This window comes from Hymenobacter siberiensis (assembly GCF_018967865.2).
In the GTDB taxonomy this organism is placed as follows: Bacteria; Bacteroidota; Bacteroidia; order Cytophagales; family Hymenobacteraceae; genus Hymenobacter; species Hymenobacter siberiensis.
Genome location: NZ_JAHLZY020000001.1, coordinates 1,400,517 through 1,418,466, shown reverse-complemented (window position 1 = coordinate 1,418,466; position 17,950 = coordinate 1,400,517). Strand labels below are relative to the sequence as shown.

Genomic DNA, 17,950 nt, shown 5'->3' with positions numbered 1-17,950 from the left:
CGAACTCCTGTTCGAGTTTTCACTACTTATTTGAACAGCTCGCTCCCCTCCTTCCACCGCGCCACTTTGGCCGCGATTTCTGCTAGTCCCAAATTGTGAATGCTCCCCAGATGGGTGGTCTGAAACTCGCGGTGCGGCACGTAGCTGCCATCCTCCACGCTGCGCCCCACCTGCTGGTACGCATCGCGAAACGGCACACCGGCGATAATTAATTGATTGATATTCTCGACCGAAAATATCGGGTCGTATTTCGCCTGCTCAATCACGCCCTCTTTAATCTTGATTTCGGGCAGCGCAAACAAAAGCATATCCAGCAGGTCGGCAAACTGCATCATCGGCCCGAACAGCAGCTCCTTCAGCAGTTGGAAGTCGCGGTGGTAGCCGCTGGGCAGGTTACTGGTGGCCAGGATAATGTCGTTAGGCAGCGCCTGCAGGCGGTTGGCATGGCCGCGCACCAGCTCAAACACGTCAGGGTTTTTCTTGTGTGGCATGATGCTCGAACCCGTCGTGAATTCCTTGGGCAGGTTCACAAAGCCCAAATCCTGGCTGTTGTACAGCACCAAATCATACGCCAGCTTGCCCAGTGTGCCGGCCGCGCCCGCAATGGCAAAGGCCAGTGTTTTCTCGGTTTTGCCGCGCAGCATCTGCGCGCCCACGCTGCTCACGGCCACGCTGCCAAAACCCATTTCCCGAGTCGTCATTTCGCGGTCAATCGGGAAGCTGCTGCCAAAGCCCGCGCCCGAGCCCAGCGGGTTCTGGTCGGCCACTTTGTGGGCCGCCTCAAACAGCGCCAAATCCAACAGCAAATGCTCGGCATAAGCCGAAAACCACAGCCCGAAGCTGCTCGGCATTGCCGCCTGAAAGTGCGTGTAACCCGGCAGCAGGTCATTTTTGTGGGCTTCGGCCTTTTGCAGCAGCACTTCCACCAAGGCCACTATTTTGGCCGAAATCTGCTCGGCATAATCCTTCAGGAAAAGCTGGATAGCCGTCAAAACCTGGTCATTCCGCGAGCGGGCGGTGTGAATTTTCTTGCCCGCATCACCGAATTTCTCGGTTAGGTAAGATTCAATCTTGGAATGCACGTCCTCAAAGTCATCCTCAATCTGAAACGTGCCGGCGGCCACCTGCGCCAGCAGCTCATCGAGCCCGATAATAAGCTCCTGCCGTTCCGCTTCCGAAATCATGCCCACTTTAGCCAGCATATTGGCCTGGGCTTTCGAGGCCAGCATATCGAACGGCGCGAGGTACATATCCAGCACCCGGTCCTGGCCCACCGTGAATTTTTCGATGGTATCGTTTACCGAAAACCCTTTTTCCCAAATTTTCATAGTGCGCTATTCTCTAAATTCATGTAGAACGTCATGCTGAGCTTGTCGAAGCATCTCTACCGCGCAGAGTAAACCCTGCTGATTGGATTACTTGCGCAGTAGAGATGCTTCGGCAAGCTCAGCATGACGATTTGGTTTTGTTCAACCTATTTTAAAACCTGAAACCCTCCAGCAATTCAATATAATCCCGAATTCCCGCTCGAATCTCGCTCACCAAGATAAACTCGTCCGGCGTGTGCGAGCGGGCACTTTCGCCGGGCCCCATTTTCAGCGTTTCAAACGGCATCATCGACTGGTCCGACAGCGTCGGCGAGCCATAAGTCATCTTACCCATCGCCAACCCCTTCTGAATTAGCGGATGATTTTCACTGATGCATGAGGAATTTAAATGCGTGGAGCGCGGCACAATTTCCGACTGCAATTTCTCCCGCAGGAAATCAACAATTTCCTGGTTCTGGTACAACTCATTCGTTCGCACGTCGATTACGAACTGGCACCTATCCGGCACCACATTGTGCTGCGTACCGGCGCTAATTTGCGTCACCGTCATTTTCACCGGCCCCAGCAGCGGCGACACATCAGGAAACGGAAAGCCCCGCAGCCACTGAATATCATCCAACGCTTTGTAGAGGGCATTCTCACCTTCCTCGCGGGCGGCGTGGCCGGTTTTACCATTGGTAGTACAGTCCAGCACAATCAGACCCTTTTCGGCGATTGCCAGATTCATCCCTGTGGGCTCACCCACAATTCCCAGGTCAATTTTCCCTAATTCCAGCAGCACGCTACGGATGCCATTGGCACCCGAAATCTCCTCCTCGGCGGTGATGGCACATATCAGATTAAAGGCATTCGATTTATTCTGAAAATAAAGGAATGTCGCCAGCAAACTCACGGCCGAAGCGCCCGCATCATTACTACCCAAACCGGTTAATTTATTCCCGTTCAGAGCTGCGCCAAATGGGTCGGCCGTCCAGCCCGCACCGGGCTTCACCGTGTCGTGGTGCGAGTTGAGTAATACCGTTGGTTTGCTCGCGTCAAAATGCGCCGAAACGGCCCATACGTTATTCTGCTGCCGCTTCGCTGCTACTCCGTGCGCCAATAGAAACTCCTGAATTAGCGTGGCAGTGCCAGCCTCTTCGCGGGAGAAAGAGGGTGTTTTTATGAGCCGGATTAATAAATCAACGGCATCATTGTTCAGTTGCTCAATTAATTCAGCCATAGCGTCGTTTTCAAATCCTCATTGATGTGCAGCGCGTGTTCGATAACAACTTTATCAACGCCGAATTGCAGCGCGTCAAACGCATTTTCTAATTTGGGCAGCATGCCGTCGGCGATAATGCCGCTTTCTTTTAATTCGGCGTAATCCGCAAGATTAATTTTCATAATTACGGAATCATCGTCGTTAATATCCGTGAGCACGCCGCGCTTTTCAAAGCAGAAATGTAATGCTACTGCATATTTCTTACTTAACGCTTTGGCGACGGAAGCGGCAATGGTATCGGCATTGGTATTTAATAGCTGGCCGTGGCCGTCATGATTAATCGGGCAGAAAACCGGCGTCAAACCGAGCGTCAGAAACTGATGCACCAACTCTGTATTTACACTGGCCTCGCTCAGGTCGCCTACGAAACCGTAGTCGATATCACGCACCGGGCGCTTCACGGCCTGAATCACGTTGCCATCGGCACCACTGAGGCCCAACGCGTTGACGCCATGGCTTTGCAGCGCTACCACAATTTGCTTGTTGGTCTTGCCGGCGTAAAACATGGTTACTAAATCCAGCGTGTCGGCGTCGGTAATGCGGCGGCCATTTATCATGCGCGGGGCGATGCCCAGATTTTTCATCATTTCGCTGGCGCCTTTACCACCGCCGTGCACCAGAATTTTCGGCCCCCTAATTTTGGAAAACAAGCGCACGAATTCCCACAAATCAGCCTCGCTGTCAATTATACCGCCACCTATTTTAAATATTTTTAATTTGGATTTCATCACTACTTCACATACGCGCAAACCCAGCGTCGGGCAAGTGCTATTTTAAAAAAACCACCGGAAAGGTTGCAGGCAAAAGTAGGAGCTTTTACATTTGTGCCAGAATTGAACCACTTGGTTCGCTGCTTCGTTAAAGCGCCGAATCACTTTGACTTTCATCATGCCCCTCCTCGTTTCCACGTCTTCCATGCTCGCCTCCGCCGTTCGGCCGGGTGCAGCCGGCGTGTGCCAAACGACTTGCGCGCTGGTGCGACGACCCTAGCGGCTTCAGCAGCCGCATGTTGGCCCCTTGGCCAGCCCCTTTTGAGCCGGGCTAGTATCCGCTCAACTTACAGACAGGTTTGGGCTTTAGCAGGAAATCACCGTGTAGCAATGCGGGTTTTCCGGACAGCCGCGCATCTATCCCTAAGTTTCTAATAATCAATGACAATTCGGGTTGCAACTGCAGCGGACGCACAGTACGCTGAACAATTATGCCAGTGGTACGTCGAGTCGGCCAAAACGCGGGGCACCGGCATCGCCAAGCGCGAGCCGGCCTATGTGGCCACGAAAATGGCCAGCGGCGACGGCATCATCGCCTTCGTCGATGGCGAGCTTGCGGGGTTTTGCTACATCGAAACCTTTGATGACAAGACCTTTGTCGTTAACTCCGGCCTGATTGTGAACGCCGAAATCCGCAAAGGTGGCGTAGGCAAGGCCATCAAGCAGGCCGTGTTCGAGCTGTCGCGCAGCAAGTACCCGCAGGCCAAGATTTTCGGCATCACGACCAGTCTGGCCGTGATGAAAATCAACACCGACCTCGGCTACGAGCCCGTTACCTTCTCGGAGCTGACCACCAGTGAAGACTTCTGGAAAGGCTGCAAAAGCTGCAAAAACTATAGCATCCTGATGGAGAATGAGCGCAAGCTGTGCCTCTGCACGGGTATGCTGTATGACACGCCCGAAAAGCAGCTGGTGCAGTTGCAGGCACCCGATTTTGCGGCCCTGGACCAGAAAACAGAATCGGCTTCCTAGCTTGTGCGGTAAGCTTTCGCCGGCACCGCAGGGCCGTGTCCCTGCTAACATCTTAACTATCCAATGGCAAGCTAAAGCTTACCGCACACTCGAAAAATGAAGAAAAAAGCCATACTTGCCTACAGCGGCGGCCTCGACACCTCGTTTTGCGCCGTGTATTTGTCGCGCGACCTTGATTTGGAAGTGCACACCGTCATCGTCAACTCCGGTGGCTTCACGGCCGAGGAGCTGTCCGCCATCGAGAAGCGCGCCTACGAGCTGGGTTCGGTGAAGCACGAGGTGATTGACGTAACCACCCGCTTTTACCAAGACTGCCTGCGCTACCTGCTGTTCGGCAACGTGCTAAAAAACGACACGTACCCGCTGAGCGTGAGCGCCGAGCGCATGTTCCAATCGCTGGCCATTGCCGAGTATGCCCGCGCCAACGAGGCCGACTACATCGTGCACGGCAGCACCGGAGCTGGCAACGACCAGGTGCGCTTCGACGTGGCTTTTTCGGTTATTTCGCCCAAAACGGAGATTCTCACGCCCATCCGCGACCTGAAACTGTCGCGCCAGGCCGAGATTGAGTACCTACAAAAACAGGGCTTCGAGATGAGCTGGGAGAAGGTGAAATATTCCATTAATAAAGGCATCTGGGGCACCAGCGTGGGCGGTGTTGAAACGCTGACTTCGCACGAAGCTTTGCCGGAAAGCGCCTACCCGTCGCAATTGCAGCGGCACGATTCGGAGCGCGTGGAAATCACCTTCGAGAAAGGTGAGCCCGTGGCCCTGAATGGTGAGACGATGGACCCAGTAGCCCTGATTCAGAAGCTGAACGAACTGGGTTCGGCTTTCGCCATTGGCCGCGACACGCATGTGGGCGATACCATCCTGGGTATCAAGGGCCGCGTGGGCTTTGAGGCGCCCGCGCCGCTCATGCTCATCAAGGCGCACCACCTGCTGGAGAAGCACACCAGCACCCGCTGGCAGCTGCTGCACAAGGACTACATCGCCAACTGGTACGGCACGCTGTTGCACGAGGCCCAGTACCTCGACCCGGTGATGCGCGACATGGAGGCGTTCCTGCAATCGTCGCAGAACCGCGTATCGGGTAAGGTGTTCGTACAGCTCCACCCCTACCGGTTCGAGCTGCTCGGCATCGAGTCTAAGTATGATATGATGCAGTCGAAAGTGGCCACGTATGGGGAAGAGAATAATGCCTGGGATGCGCGGGATGCGCGTGGTTTCATCAAGATTTTCGGTAATCAACTGAAGATTAGCGCTAGTTTAAACGAGTAGCGCGGACTTTTAGTCCGCGGGTCTGACCGCTAGCATACTGTCCATCCCTACTCTCAACCGGGTTCGCCGATTCCACATACCCGCGGACTAAAAGTCCGCGCTACGCCATGCAAAACACCAAAATCATCGCCGGCATCGTGGGCGGGGCCGGCTACACCGCCGGCGAGCTTATCCGCATTCTGCTGCACCACGAGTTCGTGGAGCTAGGCGGCATCGTGAGCTCGTCGAACGCCGGCAACCAGGTGCACCAGGTGCACGACGATTTGGTGGGCGAAACCGATTTGGTGTTCGCCTCCGAGCTGGCCGGCGATGAGGACGTGGTGTTTCTGTGCCTGGGCCACGGCAACTCCAAAGCCTGGCTGCTTAAAAACGCCCTGCCCGCAACCACCCACGTCATCGACCTGAGCAACGATTTCCGCCTGACGGCCGATGCTGAATTTGAAGGTCGCGAGTTCGTATACGGCCTGCCGGAGCTGAACAAAAACCGTATCCAGCAGGCCCAGAGCATTGCCAACCCGGGGTGCTTCGCCACGGCCATTCAGCTGGCGCTGCTGCCGCTGGCGAAAGCCGGCAAGCTCACCCACGACATCCACGTGTCGGCCATCACCGGCTCGACCGGCGCGGGCCAGAGCTTGGCGGAAACGGTTCATTTCTCGTGGCGCTCCAACAACGTGTCCATCTACAAGCCCTTCACGCACCAGCACCTCGGCGAAATCGGTGAGAGCCTGGCGCAGCTGCAGCCGCAGTCGGATGCCGATATTCACTTCATCCCCTACCGTGGCAATTTCGCGCGGGGCATCTTCGCCAGCGTCTACACGCCCTCGGAGCTGACGCAGGACGAGGCGCGGGCGCTGTACCAGCAGTTTTATGCCGACGCGCCGTTCACTACGGTGTCGGACAAGGAAATTCACCTCAAGCAAGTGGTGAACACCAACAAATGCCTGCTGCACGTGCAGAAACAAGGCAAACAGCTCTTGATTACCTCGGTGATTGATAACTTGGTGAAAGGCGCGTCGGGCCAGGCGGTGCAGAATATGAATCTGCTGTTTGGCCTGCCGGAAACGACGGGGCTGATGAGTAAGGCTTCATTTTTTTAAATAATGCCTAAAATGAAACGCTCTCTTTTATATTTCATTTTGTTGGCGGCTTGCATATCTATTAGCTGTCTAGAGAAAGATGCTTGTGTAATAGACACGTCAGATTGGACTGAATATAAGCTAGATACCCACTGGATGCTTAAAGCACCAAAAGGCGCTAAAATAATTTATGAAAGAGGTGTAGATTCGGTTCCAGGCAATATCATCTTGGAAGGCAATTCTATAAATCTTGAATTTGACAGCACTTTTGGCAGGTCAAATGATACAGCTTGTAGCTTAAGCAGTGAACTGTCACGCGCTAGAGAAAACGTAACAAGAGGAGATTACAAATTTTTGAACAAACCAGGTATAGAACATATTGCCAAGGCCGACACAATTAATGGCATGGCAGCAATTATTATAACGCCCATGAAAACAGGAGTCGGAGTTACTGATATCTTCATTGATAATTGCAAGCATCATTCTGGACTAGGTATTTATGGAAAAAATCTTTCCGGCGCTAATCAGACTTTGGTTTTAGAAATATTTAAAAGCATTCGGTATAAGGCCGGTAAATAGCAAGCATTAGTCGAAATCATTCTCTGTCTAAAGTAGCTAACAGCTCAAAAAAAACATGGAGCTTTTCAACGTTTATCCCCTCGTCAACATCACGCCCGTGAAGGCGCTGGGCGCCAAGCTGTGGGACGACCAGGGCCAGGAATACCTGGATTTCTACGGCGGCCACGCCGTTATTTCCATCGGCCACAGCCACCCGCACTACGTGCAGCGCCTCACCGAGCAGCTGCAGAACATCGGTTTCTACTCCAACTCGGTGCAGATTCCGATTCAGACGCAGCTGGCGCACAAGCTGGGCCAGGTGTCGGGCTACGATGACTACGCGCTGTTTCTGTGCAACTCGGGGGCCGAGGCCAACGAGAATGCGCTGAAGCTGGCCTCCTTCCACACCGGCAAAACCCGCGTGGTGGCGTTCAAAGGCGCGTTCCACGGCCGTACCTCGGGCGCGGTGGCCGCCACCGACAACCCGAAAATCGTGGCCCCCTTCAATGCCGGCCACGCCATCAGCTTCGTCGATTACGACCTGAAGGCGGTGGCCGAAATCCTGCGCGGCGGCGACGTTTGCGCCGTCATTATCGAGCCGATTCAGGGTGTGGGCGGCATCATCATGCCTTCCGATGATTTTCTGCAGGGGCTGTCGCTGCTGTGCGGCGCGCACAACGTGCTGCTCATCGCCGACGAGGTACAGAGCGGCTACGGCCGCAGCGGTACCTTTTTCGCGCACCAGCACGCCGGCATCCAGCCCGATATCATTTCCGTGGCCAAGGGCATGGGCAACGGCTTTCCCATCGGCGGCATCCTGATTGCGCCGTCGCTGAAAGCCTCATACGGCCTGCTGGGCACCACCTTCGGCGGCAACCACCTGGCCTGCGCCGCCGCCCTGGCCGTGCTCGAAGTCATCGAAAATGAACACCTGCTGGCCCACGCCACCGAGCTGGGCGACTACCTCCGCACCGAGCTGCTGGCCCACGCCGGCGCCGAAGAAATCCGCGGGCGGGGCCTGATGGTGGGCATCAAATACGACTTCCCCATCAAGGAAATCCGCGACCAGCTGCTCACTGAGCACCACATTTTCGTGGGCAACGCCTCCGACCCCACGGTGCTCCGGCTGCTGCCGCCGCTGAATATCACGAAGGCCGAAGTTGACCGGTTTTTGCAGGCGCTGTACACACTTATTCCGGCAGAGGTAAGGAGTTAAGCCGCTTGTGGCCTAACTTGCAGCCCCAATGAGTAGCACGATGAAGTTTACGAGCCAAGCTCCCCTTCTAATTAGCTGCACGCTGCCATTGGCCACTTTTGCGCAGCAGCCGGCTGGTTCTTTCCATGAAAGAGCGGCCACTAACTATTCCTTTCAGCAGTTGTGCCCGCCCGACTTCCCGATGCCTGACATCCGGAAACGGCATTGCGCGGAGCAGATTGATTTACACGCTTTCGCTCCCGTTTGGCTTACAACCTACTTCGGCTGGAACAGACCCCTGATTTACGGTCCTGTTCCAGCCGAAAATGTATCGTGGCTACTACAAAAGCGGGTTAAGGCTACGCCGCACACCCGCCAGACGTCTGGCAGTAAGCTTTCCGGAATCGTCGCAGGCACCTTGGCGAGCCAGGATTCGATTATTGTTGATGGGGATGGTGAGCCCACCTGCCACTCCCTCCCAACTCAACGAGAAAGTAAGCTGCGTGCCTGAGTACTGCAGAAAATCAATAACAGAGTAAACCCCTTATTCTCATAATAAAGTGGAAAACGCTAAATCGGTAAAACTCATCCTCGAAGACGGCACCGAAATCCAGGGCGAATCCTTCGGTGCGTTCACCTCCGCCGCGGGCGAAGTGGTGTTCAGCACGGCCATGACCGGCTACCCCGAAAACCTCACCGACCCGTCCTTCGCCGGCCAGATTCTGGTGCTCACCACCCCCATGGTGGGCAACTACGGCGTGCCCGGCGAGGAACTGTACGAGTCGATTTCCAAGATTTTCGAGTCCGACAAAATTCACATTGCCGGGCTCGTAGTGAGCTACTACTCCGAGGAGCACAGCCACTGGAATGCCGCCAAAAGCCTCGGCGACTGGCTCAAGGAGTACAACATCCCCGGCATTTTCGGCGTCGATACCCGCATGCTCACCAAGAAGCTGCGCGAGAAAGGCGCCATGCTGGGCAAAATCGTGGCCGAAACCGACGTGCCCTTTCACGACCCCAACCTCGACAACCTGGTGGCCCAGGTGAGCCCGGCCGGTGTGCAGCACTACGGCCACGGCCAGCACAAAATCGTGCTCGTGGACTGCGGCACCAAAACCAACATCATCCGCTGCTTCCTGGAGCGCGACGTGGAGCTGATTCGGGTGCCCTGGGACTACGATTTCACGACCTTGGATTACGACGGCCTGTTCCTAAGCAACGGCCCCGGCGACCCCAAAATGTGCGAAGCCACCATCGCGCACCTCCAGAAAGCCCTGCAACAGGACAAGCCCATTTTCGGCATCTGCCTGGGCAGTCAGCTCATGGGCCTGGCGGCGGGCGGCGACACGTTCAAGCTCAAATACGGCCACCGCAGCCACAACCAGCCCGTGAAGCTCACCGGCACCCAGCGCTGCTACATCACCAGCCAAAACCACGGCTTCGCGGTCGATACTGAAACGTTGCCCGCTGAATGGGACATGCTTTTCGAGAACCTGAACGACGGCACCTGCGAAGGCATCAAGCACAAAACCAAGCCGTTTTTCTCGACGCAGTTTCACCCTGAGGCCGCTGGTGGGCCGCAGGATACGGAGTTTCTGTTTGATGACTTTTTGAAGGCGGTGGTGGAATATAAGAGCAGCATCCAGAAGTAAAAGTATCGTCATGCTGAGCGGAGCGGAGCGCAGCGAAGTCGAAGCATCTCTACCGCTTTGTTGGAATTGCTTTCTAGTAAAATTCAACTTGCTTTACCTGCATGAACAGCACCAATAAAAAGCAAATAATCGCAGTTATAATATTGGCTGTACTCAATCTTCTAATCAGTAACTCAACAACCGGCAACGGATACACACTTGAGGGACACGTTGTGATGGCTCGGAGTCCCGAGATGCGTAGTGCAACTATCACAACTCTATTCTTCGGCATCCAGCTAATGAGTTTTTTCATTGGGGCACTGCTAGCAGCGATTCCTTTCAGAGGCAAAAGCTATTTAGAGAAATGGGTGACGGTTTCGCTAGGCATTGCTATTTGTGTTCATGCTTTTGCTTTTGTGATGAGCATTTCCAAGTTGTTCATGCGCTAGTCAACCGTTCTAAAGCAGCCAGCATGTACGTCTACATCCTGACCAATCAAACCCAAACCGTGCTGTACATCGGCGTCACCAACGACCTCCCGCGGCGACTTTACGAGCACAGCAGCGGCCGGGGCGATGTCGGAAAATTCACCGGACGATACCAGGTTGATTTGTTAGTCTACTTTGAAATAGCTCCCGATGCAACACAGGCCATCGCGCGGGAGAAACAGTTGAAAGGCTGGACGCGTCGGAAGAAAGACGCATTAGTTAATGCATTTAATCCGACTTGGAAGGCCATTGATTTAGAAACCTGGACCGGCTGATTACTCCTTCGACGAAGCGGTAGAGATGTTTCGACTTCGCTGCGCTCCGCTCAACATGACGTTCTGATTGCTCTTGGCAATCTGTTACCAAACCCTTAAAATGAACAAACCCAACAAAGTACTCGTCCTTGGTTCCGGCGCCCTCAAAATCGGCGAGGCCGGGGAGTTCGATTATTCCGGCTCGCAGGCCCTCAAGGCGCTGAAGGAGGAAGGCATCCGCACCATCCTCATCAACCCCAACATTGCCACCGTGCAGACGTCGGACAACATTGCCGACGACGTGTACTTCCTGCCCGTGACGCCCTACTTCGTGGAGGAGGTCATCAAAAAGGAGCAGCCCGATGGCATTCTGGTGGCCTTTGGTGGCCAAACGGCGCTGAACTGCGCCGTGGCCCTGTACCGCGCCGGCGTGTTCGAGCAGTACAACGTGCAGGTGCTGGGCACGCCCGTGCAGAGCATCATCGACACCGAGGACCGGGAGATTTTCAAGGTCAAGCTCGACCAAATTGGTGTGCTCTCGGCCCGCAGCGTGGCCTGCACCACCCTGGACGGCGCGCTGGCCGCGGCCGAGAAAATCGGCTTCCCCATCATCGTGCGGGCCGCGTTTGCCCTGGGCGGCCTGGGCAGCGGCTTCGCCAATAACCTGGACGAGCTGCGGGCCCTAGCCCAGCAGGCCTTCACCACCTCCGACCAGATTCTGGTGGAGGAATCGCTGAAGGGCTGGAAGGAAGTGGAGTACGAAGTGGTGCGCGATGCCTTTGATAACTGCATCACGGTCTGCAACATGGAGAACTTCGACCCCATCGGCATCCATACTGGCGAGAGCATTGTGGTGGCCCCTTCCCAGACGCTCAGCAACCGCGAGTACCACAAGCTGCGCACCATCGGCATCCAGACCATCCGCCACCTGGGCATCGTGGGCGAGTGTAATATTCAGTACGCCCTCGACCCCGTGTCGGAGGATTACCGCGTGATTGAGGTGAACGCGCGCCTGTCACGTTCCTCGGCGCTGGCCTCCAAAGCCACGGGCTACCCGCTGGCCTTCGTGGCCGCCAAGCTGAGCCTGGGCTACTCGCTGGCCGAGCTGAAAAACAGCGTGACCCAGACCACCTCGGCCTTTTTCGAGCCCGCCCTCGACTACGTGGTGGTGAAGCTGCCGCGCTGGGACCTGGGCAAGTTCGCGGGCGTGAACCGCCAGATTGGCTCGGCCATGAAGAGCGTGGGCGAGGTGATGGCCATCGGCAAATCGTTCGAGGAAGCCATCCAGAAAGGCCTGCGGATGCTGGATACCGGCAAGCGCGGCTTCGTGGCCAACCGGCCCGAGGACGCGCTCGACCACGCCGCCATCGACCAGCTGCTGAGCGAACCCAACGAGGAGCGCATCTTCGCCATCAACACCGCCTTCGAGGCCGGCTACACCCTGGAGCAGGTGCACCAGCTGACCAAGATTGACCACTGGTTTTTGCAGCGCCTGTACACCATTTTCGGGCTGGGCCAGCAGCTGGCCGCTGGCCGCGCTACCGGCCTCGACGGCCTGGAAACCAAGCTACTGCGCGACGTGAAAAAGGCCGGTTTCTCCGACCAGCAAATTGCCGTGCAGCTGCTGGGCGAGGGCGACGTGAAGGCCGACGAGCTGCTCGTGCGCGCCCGCCGCAAGGCCCTGGGCGTGCTGCCCGTGGTGAAGCAGATTGACACGCTGGCGGCCGAATTCCCGGCCAAAACTAACTACCTCTACACCACCTACCACGGCACCGAAAACGATTTGACGCGCGAAACCGCCAAGTCCATCTTAGTACTGGGCTCGGGCGTGTACCGCATCGGCTCGTCGGTAGAGTTTGACTGGTGCGGCGTGCAGGCCGTGCAGACGGCGGCCGAGGAAGGCTACAAAACCATCATTATCAACTACAACCCCGAAACCGTTTCGACCGATTACGACGTGTCGGACCGGCTGTATTTCGAGGAGCTGAGCTTCGAGCGGGTGATGGACATCCTCGATTTCGAGCAGCCCGGCGGCGTGATTCTGAGCACCGGCGGCCAGATTCCCAACAACCTCGCCACCCGCCTCGAAGAAGCCCACGCGCCCATCCTGGGTACCTCGGCCGCCCGCATCGACGAGGCCGAGAACCGCCACAAATTCAGCAGCATCATGGACGAGCTGGGCATTGCCCAGCCGCGCTGGAAGGAGCTGACCTCGCTGGCCGCCATGCAGGAATTCGTGCAGGAAGTTGGTTTCCCGGTGCTCATCCGGCCGAGCTACGTGCTGTCGGGCGCGGCCATGAACGTGGTATCCAACAACTTCGAGCTGGAAGAATTCCTAAAAGCCGCCAAGGAAGTAAGCGCCGAATACCCGGTGGTGGTGTCGGAATTCATCCAGGAAGCCAAGGAAATTGAGCTGGACGCGGTGGCCGACCACGGCGACATCGTGAGCTACGCCATTTCCGAGCACGTCGAGTTTGCCGGCGTGCACTCCGGCGACGCGACGATGTACTACCCGCCGCAGCGCGTGTACGTGGGCACGGTGCGCAAGCTGAAAATCATCGCCGAAAAAATTGCGAAGCGCTACGAAATCAGCGGCCCGTTCAACATCCAGTTCTTGGAAAAAAACGGCGAAATCCGCGTGATTGAGTGCAACATCCGCGCCTCGCGCAGCTACCCATTCGTGTCGAAAGTATCGGGCAACAACCTCATCAAAAAGGCCACCCAAGTGCTGCTGGGCAAAAAGGTAGAGCGCGACGAAAGCGAGCGGGTATATGACCTGCCCTTCGTGGGCGTGAAGGCCCCGCAGTTTTCCTTCACCCGCCTGCCCGGCGCCGACCCGGTGCTGCGCGTGGACATGGTGAGCACCGGCGAAGTGGGCTGCCTGGGCGACACCGCCGAGGAAGCCCTGCTAAAATCGATGCTGAGCGTGGGTTACAAAATCCCGCAGAAAACGGTGCTGATTTCCGGCGGCCCTATCATCTCCAAAGTGGCCCTGCTCGCACCCACCGAACTGCTCATCAAAAAGGGCTACACTGTATACGCCACCCAGGGCACCCACCGCTTCTTCGCTGAAAACGGCATCCCAAGCAGCCTCCTCTACTGGCCCGACGATGCCCAGGAGCCCAACGTGCTGACCTACCTGAAGGAGAAGAAAATTGACCTGGTGATTAATATCCCCAAAAACCTCTCGAAAGGTGAGCTGGACAACGACTACAAAATCCGCCGCACGGCAGTGGATTCCGGCGTTGGCCTGCTGACGAATGCGCGGCTGGCAAAGGCCTTTATCCAAGCCTTCTGCAAGCTGGAGATGAAGGATTTGAAGATTAAGAGCTGGAACGAGTATAAGGCGATGTAATCATCAGAACGACGGAGAACGCACGCCCTAATAGAACGTCAGGCTGAGCGAAGTCGAAGCATCTCTACCGCTTCGTTAAAAATCATCTCAAGCCGACTTTGATACAACCTTATCTTGACCCAGAACCAAGAAGCTTCGCGCAATGGTGCAGTGATTTAGGCATTAGCAGTGAAGGCAGAGTTTGGCCTGACAACCAGGTTATGACTTATCTAGAATTTTGTTACCTCCCTGAAACAACGCTCAGGAAAGTTAGCGAAGGACCTGTATATGAGTGGTGGCGTCAATACGGTGATATATATGGTGAGGCGAGGACAGTTCAAGAATGGCTGGATGACATCGGCTGGCATATTGTTGAGCCCATCGAAGACGATTTGAAGGATATGAATCTATTTCTAGGGCACGATGAATTCTGGGAATGGAGTAGTGGCAAAATAGAGCAGACACTAAAGAGTCGAATGGAATCAGTCTGTTTGAAAAATTAAGAAAGCTCTTTGCCAAGAAGTAAATCTTAATATCAGCAACTCGAGGACTCTCAGAGTCCACGCTACACTCTCCCGAACTAGCGCGAGTTTAGCGCAGCGTAACTCGTGACCAGCCATGAGGTGGAGGCTGGGCCTCCACTGCCGCGCCAGCGGCAAGCCGGAACCGTGCCGTCTGCTTCGTTCAACGATGTCGTTCTGTTACGAGGCACAGCCTCGCCCGAATGGCCGGCACGAGTTACGCTGCGCTAAACTCGCGCCAGTGGTTTCTTACTACAATTGACCCATGAAAAACTTCACCTCCTTCGCCGATGCGGGCGACTACAAAGCCCTGTTGCAGCAAGCCTTGGAAATCAAGGCTAACCCCTACGGCTACCAGCACATCGGGCGCAACAAAACCGTCGGGCTCATATTCTTCAACCCCAGCCTGCGCACCCGGCTCAGCTCGGTGAAGGCGGCTTACAACCTGGGCGCGCAAGCCTGGGTGCTCAACGCCGGAGCCGACTCATGGACCTTGGAAATGGCCGACGGCGCGGTGATGAACGGCGGCACCCAGGAGCACATCAAGGACGCCATCGCGGTGATGAGCCAGTACTGCGACGTGCTGGGCGTGCGCACCTTCCCCACCCTCAAGGACAAGGCCGAGGACTACGGCGAAGTCGTCTTCAACAAGATTCTGCAGTACGCCACCGTGCCCGTCATCAGCCTGGAAAGCGCTACCCTGCACCCGCTACAGTCGTTCGCCGACCTCATCACGGTGGCCGAAACCAAGCAGAAGGAGCGCGTGAAAGTGGTGCTCACCTGGGCCCCGCACGTGCGCGCCCTGCCCCAGTGCGTGCCCAACTCGTTCTGCGACTGGTTCTCAGAAATCGACTGGGTCGATTTCGTCATCACCCACCCCAAAGGCTACGAGTTGGACCCCAAGTTCACCAAAGGCGCCCGCATCGAATACGACCAGCAGAAAGCCTTCGAGGGCGCCGACTACATCTACGCCAAGAACTGGAGCAGCTACCGCGACTACGGCCAAATCCTCAGCTCCGACCCCGCCTGGATGGTGAGCGAAGCCCACATGGCCCTCACCGACAACGGCAAGTTCATGCACTGCCTGCCCGTGCGCCGCAACGTAGTCGTGACCGACGCCGTGCTGGACTCGCCCAACTCCCTCATCATCCAAGAGGCCGGCAACCGCACCATTTCCATGCAAACCGTGCTGCATGAACTGCTGAAGTAGCTGCCGGACATTCCGCAAGCAGTAATTACCGGTAAAGCCGGCACTATTCATTGCCTGGTAATCTGCTATTAATACAAGTCCAAGGTTCTCAACTAGTAGCTCAACGCTGCCAGCTGAGAACCTTTTTGCGTATCGGTCGGCCCACCGGCCGGATGTGAGCCAAACCAGCCGTGGCCGGAACCGTGCCAATGAAAAAGCCCCATCCTGTTTCCAGAATGGGGCTTTTTGCTGTGATCCCGCTGGGATTCGAACCCAGGACCCGTACATTAAAAGTGTACTGCTCTACCAGCTGAGCTACAGAATCGGTACCTTTACCTTGGAAGGGCGTTTCCTTCTTTGGTGGTACAAAAGTACTATAGCCCTCGGAACTACACAACCCTGACTTTAAAAAAAGTCACCCTCATTGCTGTGCGAATCCTTTTATTCTTCCTAATCTTCCTGCCTATCTGTGCCTTGAGTGCAAATCCGCCGGCAAAAAAAATTTCAGCAGCTCCCCTTTCCATGTCGCCCACCGGCCTGCAACGGGCCGATTCGCTTTTCACGGCGGGGCAATACGAGGCTTCTTTTCCTGATTATCGACAGCAAGTGTGGCAGCAGCGGCGGGTTTCGCCCGAGCTTTTGCTGAAAATGGCCTTCGCCCAGCAGCAGTTGGGGCATTATCCGGCGGCGCTGCTCTACCTGAGCATGGCGCAGGCGCGGCAGCCCCGGGTACGAACGTGGCGGCAACTGGTGGCCCTGGCCACCCAGCACCGGCTGGTGGGCTACCCTGCCACCTGGCAGCAGGAGCTGCGGGTGCAGGCGCAGCGCTACTTCTACCCGGGCTTGCAGGGCTTGCTGGCGGGCGCGGTGGTAGCCGCCGTGGTACTGCTGTGGCGCCGGAGCCCGCGCGGCGCGTGGCTGGGCTACACTGCCTACGTTGCCCTGCTGGGGGCCTACCTGCATTTCCTGCGGCCAACGCCGACGGGGCTGGTGGCCCGCCCGGGAGCAGCCCTGATGGACGGGCCGGGCGCCGCCGCCGCCTGGCTGAGCACCGCCGCCATGGGCGACCGCCTGCCCGTGCTGGGCCGCCAGGACATCTGGTACCGGGTGCAGTGGCAGCAGCGCGTGGCTTTTGTGCGGGCCGCCGATTTGCTGGTGGTAGAGTAGGCCGCTCGGAATAGCGGAGCGGCGCAGTTACGGCGCGGCCGGTACTTTTGTGGCTATGTCAGCTCCCCTTTCCCTCACCGGCCTTTTTCTGTACCCTGTAAAGTCCCTCGGCGGGTATGCCGTGGCCGAAGCCGAGGTGACACCCCGCGGCCTGCGCCACGACCGCCGCTGGCTGCTGGTGGACGAGCGCAACCGCTTCATGACGCAGCGCCAGCAGCCCGAGTTGGCCCTGCTGGCCGTGGCCCCGGCTTATAATGGCTTTCTGATTTCACACCGCCAACGGCCCGATTTGCTGCCGCTCTTCATTCCCTTTGCGGCCACGCCCGACCGCACCCTGTTCGTGACCGTGTGGGACGATATTCTGTGGGCCTGGCGCGGCACGCCCGAGGCCGATGAATGGCTGGCCGAGGCGCTGGGCCGCCCCTGCCGGCTGGTGTATATGTCGGACATGGTGCGGCGCGACGTGGAGCCGGAATTCAACCCCGAAGGCCAGCTGGTAAGCTTCGCCGACGGCTACCCCTTCCTGCTGGCCGGCGAGGCCGCGCTGGCCGACCTGAATACCCGCCTGGCCGAGCCGGTGCCGATGAACCGCTTCCGGCCCAACCTCGTGTTTGGGGGCGGCGCGGCGTATGAGGATGATGCGTGGGAGCAGTTTCAGATTGGCGAGGTGCCGTTTCGGGCCGTGCGGGGCTGCGGGCGCTGCGTGCTCACCACCATCGACCAGGCTACGGCCCGCAAAAGCCCCGTGGGCGACCCGCTGCGCACGCTGGCCACTTACCGGCAGGCAGAAAATAGTACGCTGTTTGGCCAGAACGTGACCGGGCCGGGCCGGGGCCGCCTGCGCGTGGGCGATGCCGTGACGGTGCTCAGCCGGAAATAAGGCCGGTAGCGGCCGCTGGCGGCTGTTTTGCAACTCCGGCGGCGG

At 57.0% G+C, this 17,950-nt stretch carries 16 protein-coding genes and 1 tRNA gene; 13 read left to right on the top strand and 4 right to left on the bottom strand.

Annotated features, from left to right (window positions below):
• Positions 1 to 26: 26 nt before the first annotated feature.
• The 3 genes from argH to argB form a co-directional block, all read right to left on the bottom strand.
• Positions 27 to 1,328, bottom strand: a complete 1,302-nt coding sequence (gene argH / locus KQ659_RS06270; protein WP_216689667.1) for an argininosuccinate lyase — start codon at positions 1,326 to 1,328, stop codon at positions 27 to 29.
• Between the two features lie 151 nt (positions 1,329 to 1,479).
• Entirely contained in the window at positions 1,480 to 2,547 is a 1,068-nt protein-coding gene (locus tag KQ659_RS06265; protein WP_216689669.1) for a M20 family metallo-hydrolase, read from the bottom strand.
• Positions 2,535 to 3,317 (bottom strand): acetylglutamate kinase, encoded by a 783-nt coding sequence (gene argB, locus KQ659_RS06260; RefSeq protein ID WP_216689671.1) that lies wholly within the window; start codon positions 3,315 to 3,317, stop codon positions 2,535 to 2,537. Before argB ends, KQ659_RS06265 begins: the two co-directional genes overlap by 13 nt.
• Before the next feature lie 423 nt (positions 3,318 to 3,740).
• On the opposite strand from argB, the gene KQ659_RS06255 reads away from it, so the two are divergent.
• From KQ659_RS06255 to KQ659_RS06205, 11 genes are all read left to right on the top strand, one after another.
• Positions 3,741 to 4,331, top strand: coding sequence for a GNAT family N-acetyltransferase (locus KQ659_RS06255; RefSeq protein WP_216689673.1), 591 nt, complete (start codon positions 3,741 to 3,743; stop codon positions 4,329 to 4,331).
• A 96-nt stretch (positions 4,332 to 4,427) separates the two neighbouring features.
• On the top strand, positions 4,428 to 5,612 hold the full coding sequence (argG, locus tag KQ659_RS06250) for an argininosuccinate synthase (RefSeq protein ID WP_216689675.1): 1,185 nt from the start codon (positions 4,428 to 4,430) through the stop codon (positions 5,610 to 5,612).
• Positions 5,613 to 5,719: 107 nt separating this feature from the next.
• Positions 5,720 to 6,709, top strand: coding sequence for an N-acetyl-gamma-glutamyl-phosphate reductase (gene argC / locus KQ659_RS06245; protein ID WP_216689677.1), 990 nt, complete (start codon positions 5,720 to 5,722; stop codon positions 6,707 to 6,709).
• Between the two features lie 12 nt (positions 6,710 to 6,721).
• Complete coding sequence (locus tag KQ659_RS06240) at positions 6,722 to 7,267, top strand: hypothetical protein (protein ID WP_216689679.1); 546 nt, start codon at positions 6,722 to 6,724, stop codon at positions 7,265 to 7,267.
• A gap of 55 nt (positions 7,268 to 7,322) precedes the next feature.
• A complete protein-coding gene (locus KQ659_RS06235) occupies positions 7,323 to 8,462 on the top strand; it encodes an aspartate aminotransferase family protein (RefSeq protein WP_216689680.1) in 1,140 nt (379 codons plus the stop codon).
• Between the two features lie 539 nt (positions 8,463 to 9,001).
• Positions 9,002 to 10,093: a glutamine-hydrolyzing carbamoyl-phosphate synthase small subunit gene (gene carA / locus KQ659_RS06230; RefSeq protein ID WP_216689681.1), complete on the top strand. Its 1,092-nt coding sequence runs from the start codon at positions 9,002 to 9,004 to the stop codon at positions 10,091 to 10,093.
• A gap of 101 nt (positions 10,094 to 10,194) precedes the next feature.
• A complete protein-coding gene (locus KQ659_RS06225) occupies positions 10,195 to 10,521 on the top strand; it encodes a hypothetical protein (RefSeq protein ID WP_216689682.1) in 327 nt (108 codons plus the stop codon).
• A 23-nt stretch (positions 10,522 to 10,544) separates the two neighbouring features.
• Positions 10,545 to 10,835, top strand: a complete 291-nt coding sequence (locus KQ659_RS06220) for a GIY-YIG nuclease family protein (protein ID WP_216689684.1) — start codon at positions 10,545 to 10,547, stop codon at positions 10,833 to 10,835.
• Between the two features lie 100 nt (positions 10,836 to 10,935).
• Positions 10,936 to 14,169 (top strand): carbamoyl-phosphate synthase (glutamine-hydrolyzing) large subunit, encoded by a 3,234-nt coding sequence (gene carB / locus KQ659_RS06215; protein WP_216689686.1) that lies wholly within the window; start codon positions 10,936 to 10,938, stop codon positions 14,167 to 14,169.
• Positions 14,170 to 14,267: 98 nt separating this feature from the next.
• The gene (locus KQ659_RS06210) at positions 14,268 to 14,651 is read left to right on the top strand and encodes a hypothetical protein (protein ID WP_216689688.1); all 384 of its coding nucleotides are present in this window, start codon (positions 14,268 to 14,270) and stop codon (positions 14,649 to 14,651) included.
• Positions 14,652 to 14,934: 283 nt separating this feature from the next.
• Positions 14,935 to 15,879, top strand: coding sequence for an N-acetylornithine carbamoyltransferase (locus KQ659_RS06205; RefSeq protein ID WP_216689689.1), 945 nt, complete (start codon positions 14,935 to 14,937; stop codon positions 15,877 to 15,879).
• 231 nt (positions 15,880 to 16,110) lie between these two features.
• On the opposite strand, the gene KQ659_RS06200 is transcribed toward KQ659_RS06205, so the two are convergent.
• Positions 16,111 to 16,183 (bottom strand) — tRNA-Lys (locus KQ659_RS06200).
• A 197-nt stretch (positions 16,184 to 16,380) separates the two neighbouring features.
• Between KQ659_RS06200 and KQ659_RS06195 the strand changes: the two genes are divergently transcribed.
• Both KQ659_RS06195 and KQ659_RS06190 read left to right on the top strand, forming a co-directional pair.
• The gene (locus tag KQ659_RS06195; RefSeq protein ID WP_216689690.1) at positions 16,381 to 17,025 is read left to right on the top strand and encodes a hypothetical protein; all 645 of its coding nucleotides are present in this window, start codon (positions 16,381 to 16,383) and stop codon (positions 17,023 to 17,025) included.
• Between the two features lie 55 nt (positions 17,026 to 17,080).
• Complete coding sequence (locus KQ659_RS06190) at positions 17,081 to 17,905, top strand: MOSC domain-containing protein (RefSeq protein ID WP_216689692.1); 825 nt, start codon at positions 17,081 to 17,083, stop codon at positions 17,903 to 17,905.
• Positions 17,906 to 17,950 lie beyond the last annotated feature (45 nt).

Excerpts from the sequence above, each read along its gene's own strand:
- argH (WP_216689667.1), bottom strand. The coding sequence starts at position 1,328 with ATGAAAATTTGGGAAAAAGGGTTTTCGGTAAACGATACCATCGAAAAA.
- KQ659_RS06265 (WP_216689669.1), bottom strand. The coding sequence starts at position 2,547 with ATGGCTGAATTAATTGAGCAACTGAACAATGATGCCGTTGATTTATTA.
- argB (WP_216689671.1), bottom strand. The coding sequence starts at position 3,317 with ATGAAATCCAAATTAAAAATATTTAAAATAGGTGGCGGTATAATTGAC.
- KQ659_RS06255 (WP_216689673.1), top strand. The coding sequence starts at position 3,741 with ATGACAATTCGGGTTGCAACTGCAGCGGACGCACAGTACGCTGAACAA.
- argG (WP_216689675.1), top strand. The coding sequence starts at position 4,428 with ATGAAGAAAAAAGCCATACTTGCCTACAGCGGCGGCCTCGACACCTCG.
- argC (WP_216689677.1), top strand. The coding sequence starts at position 5,720 with ATGCAAAACACCAAAATCATCGCCGGCATCGTGGGCGGGGCCGGCTAC.
- KQ659_RS06240 (WP_216689679.1), top strand. The coding sequence starts at position 6,722 with ATGAAACGCTCTCTTTTATATTTCATTTTGTTGGCGGCTTGCATATCT.
- KQ659_RS06235 (WP_216689680.1), top strand. The coding sequence starts at position 7,323 with ATGGAGCTTTTCAACGTTTATCCCCTCGTCAACATCACGCCCGTGAAG.
- KQ659_RS06225 (WP_216689682.1), top strand. The coding sequence starts at position 10,195 with ATGAACAGCACCAATAAAAAGCAAATAATCGCAGTTATAATATTGGCT.
- KQ659_RS06220 (WP_216689684.1), top strand. The coding sequence starts at position 10,545 with ATGTACGTCTACATCCTGACCAATCAAACCCAAACCGTGCTGTACATC.
- carB (WP_216689686.1), top strand. The coding sequence starts at position 10,936 with ATGAACAAACCCAACAAAGTACTCGTCCTTGGTTCCGGCGCCCTCAAA.
- KQ659_RS06205 (WP_216689689.1), top strand. The coding sequence starts at position 14,935 with ATGAAAAACTTCACCTCCTTCGCCGATGCGGGCGACTACAAAGCCCTG.
- KQ659_RS06195 (WP_216689690.1), top strand. The coding sequence starts at position 16,381 with ATGTCGCCCACCGGCCTGCAACGGGCCGATTCGCTTTTCACGGCGGGG.
- KQ659_RS06190 (WP_216689692.1), top strand. The coding sequence starts at position 17,081 with ATGTCAGCTCCCCTTTCCCTCACCGGCCTTTTTCTGTACCCTGTAAAG.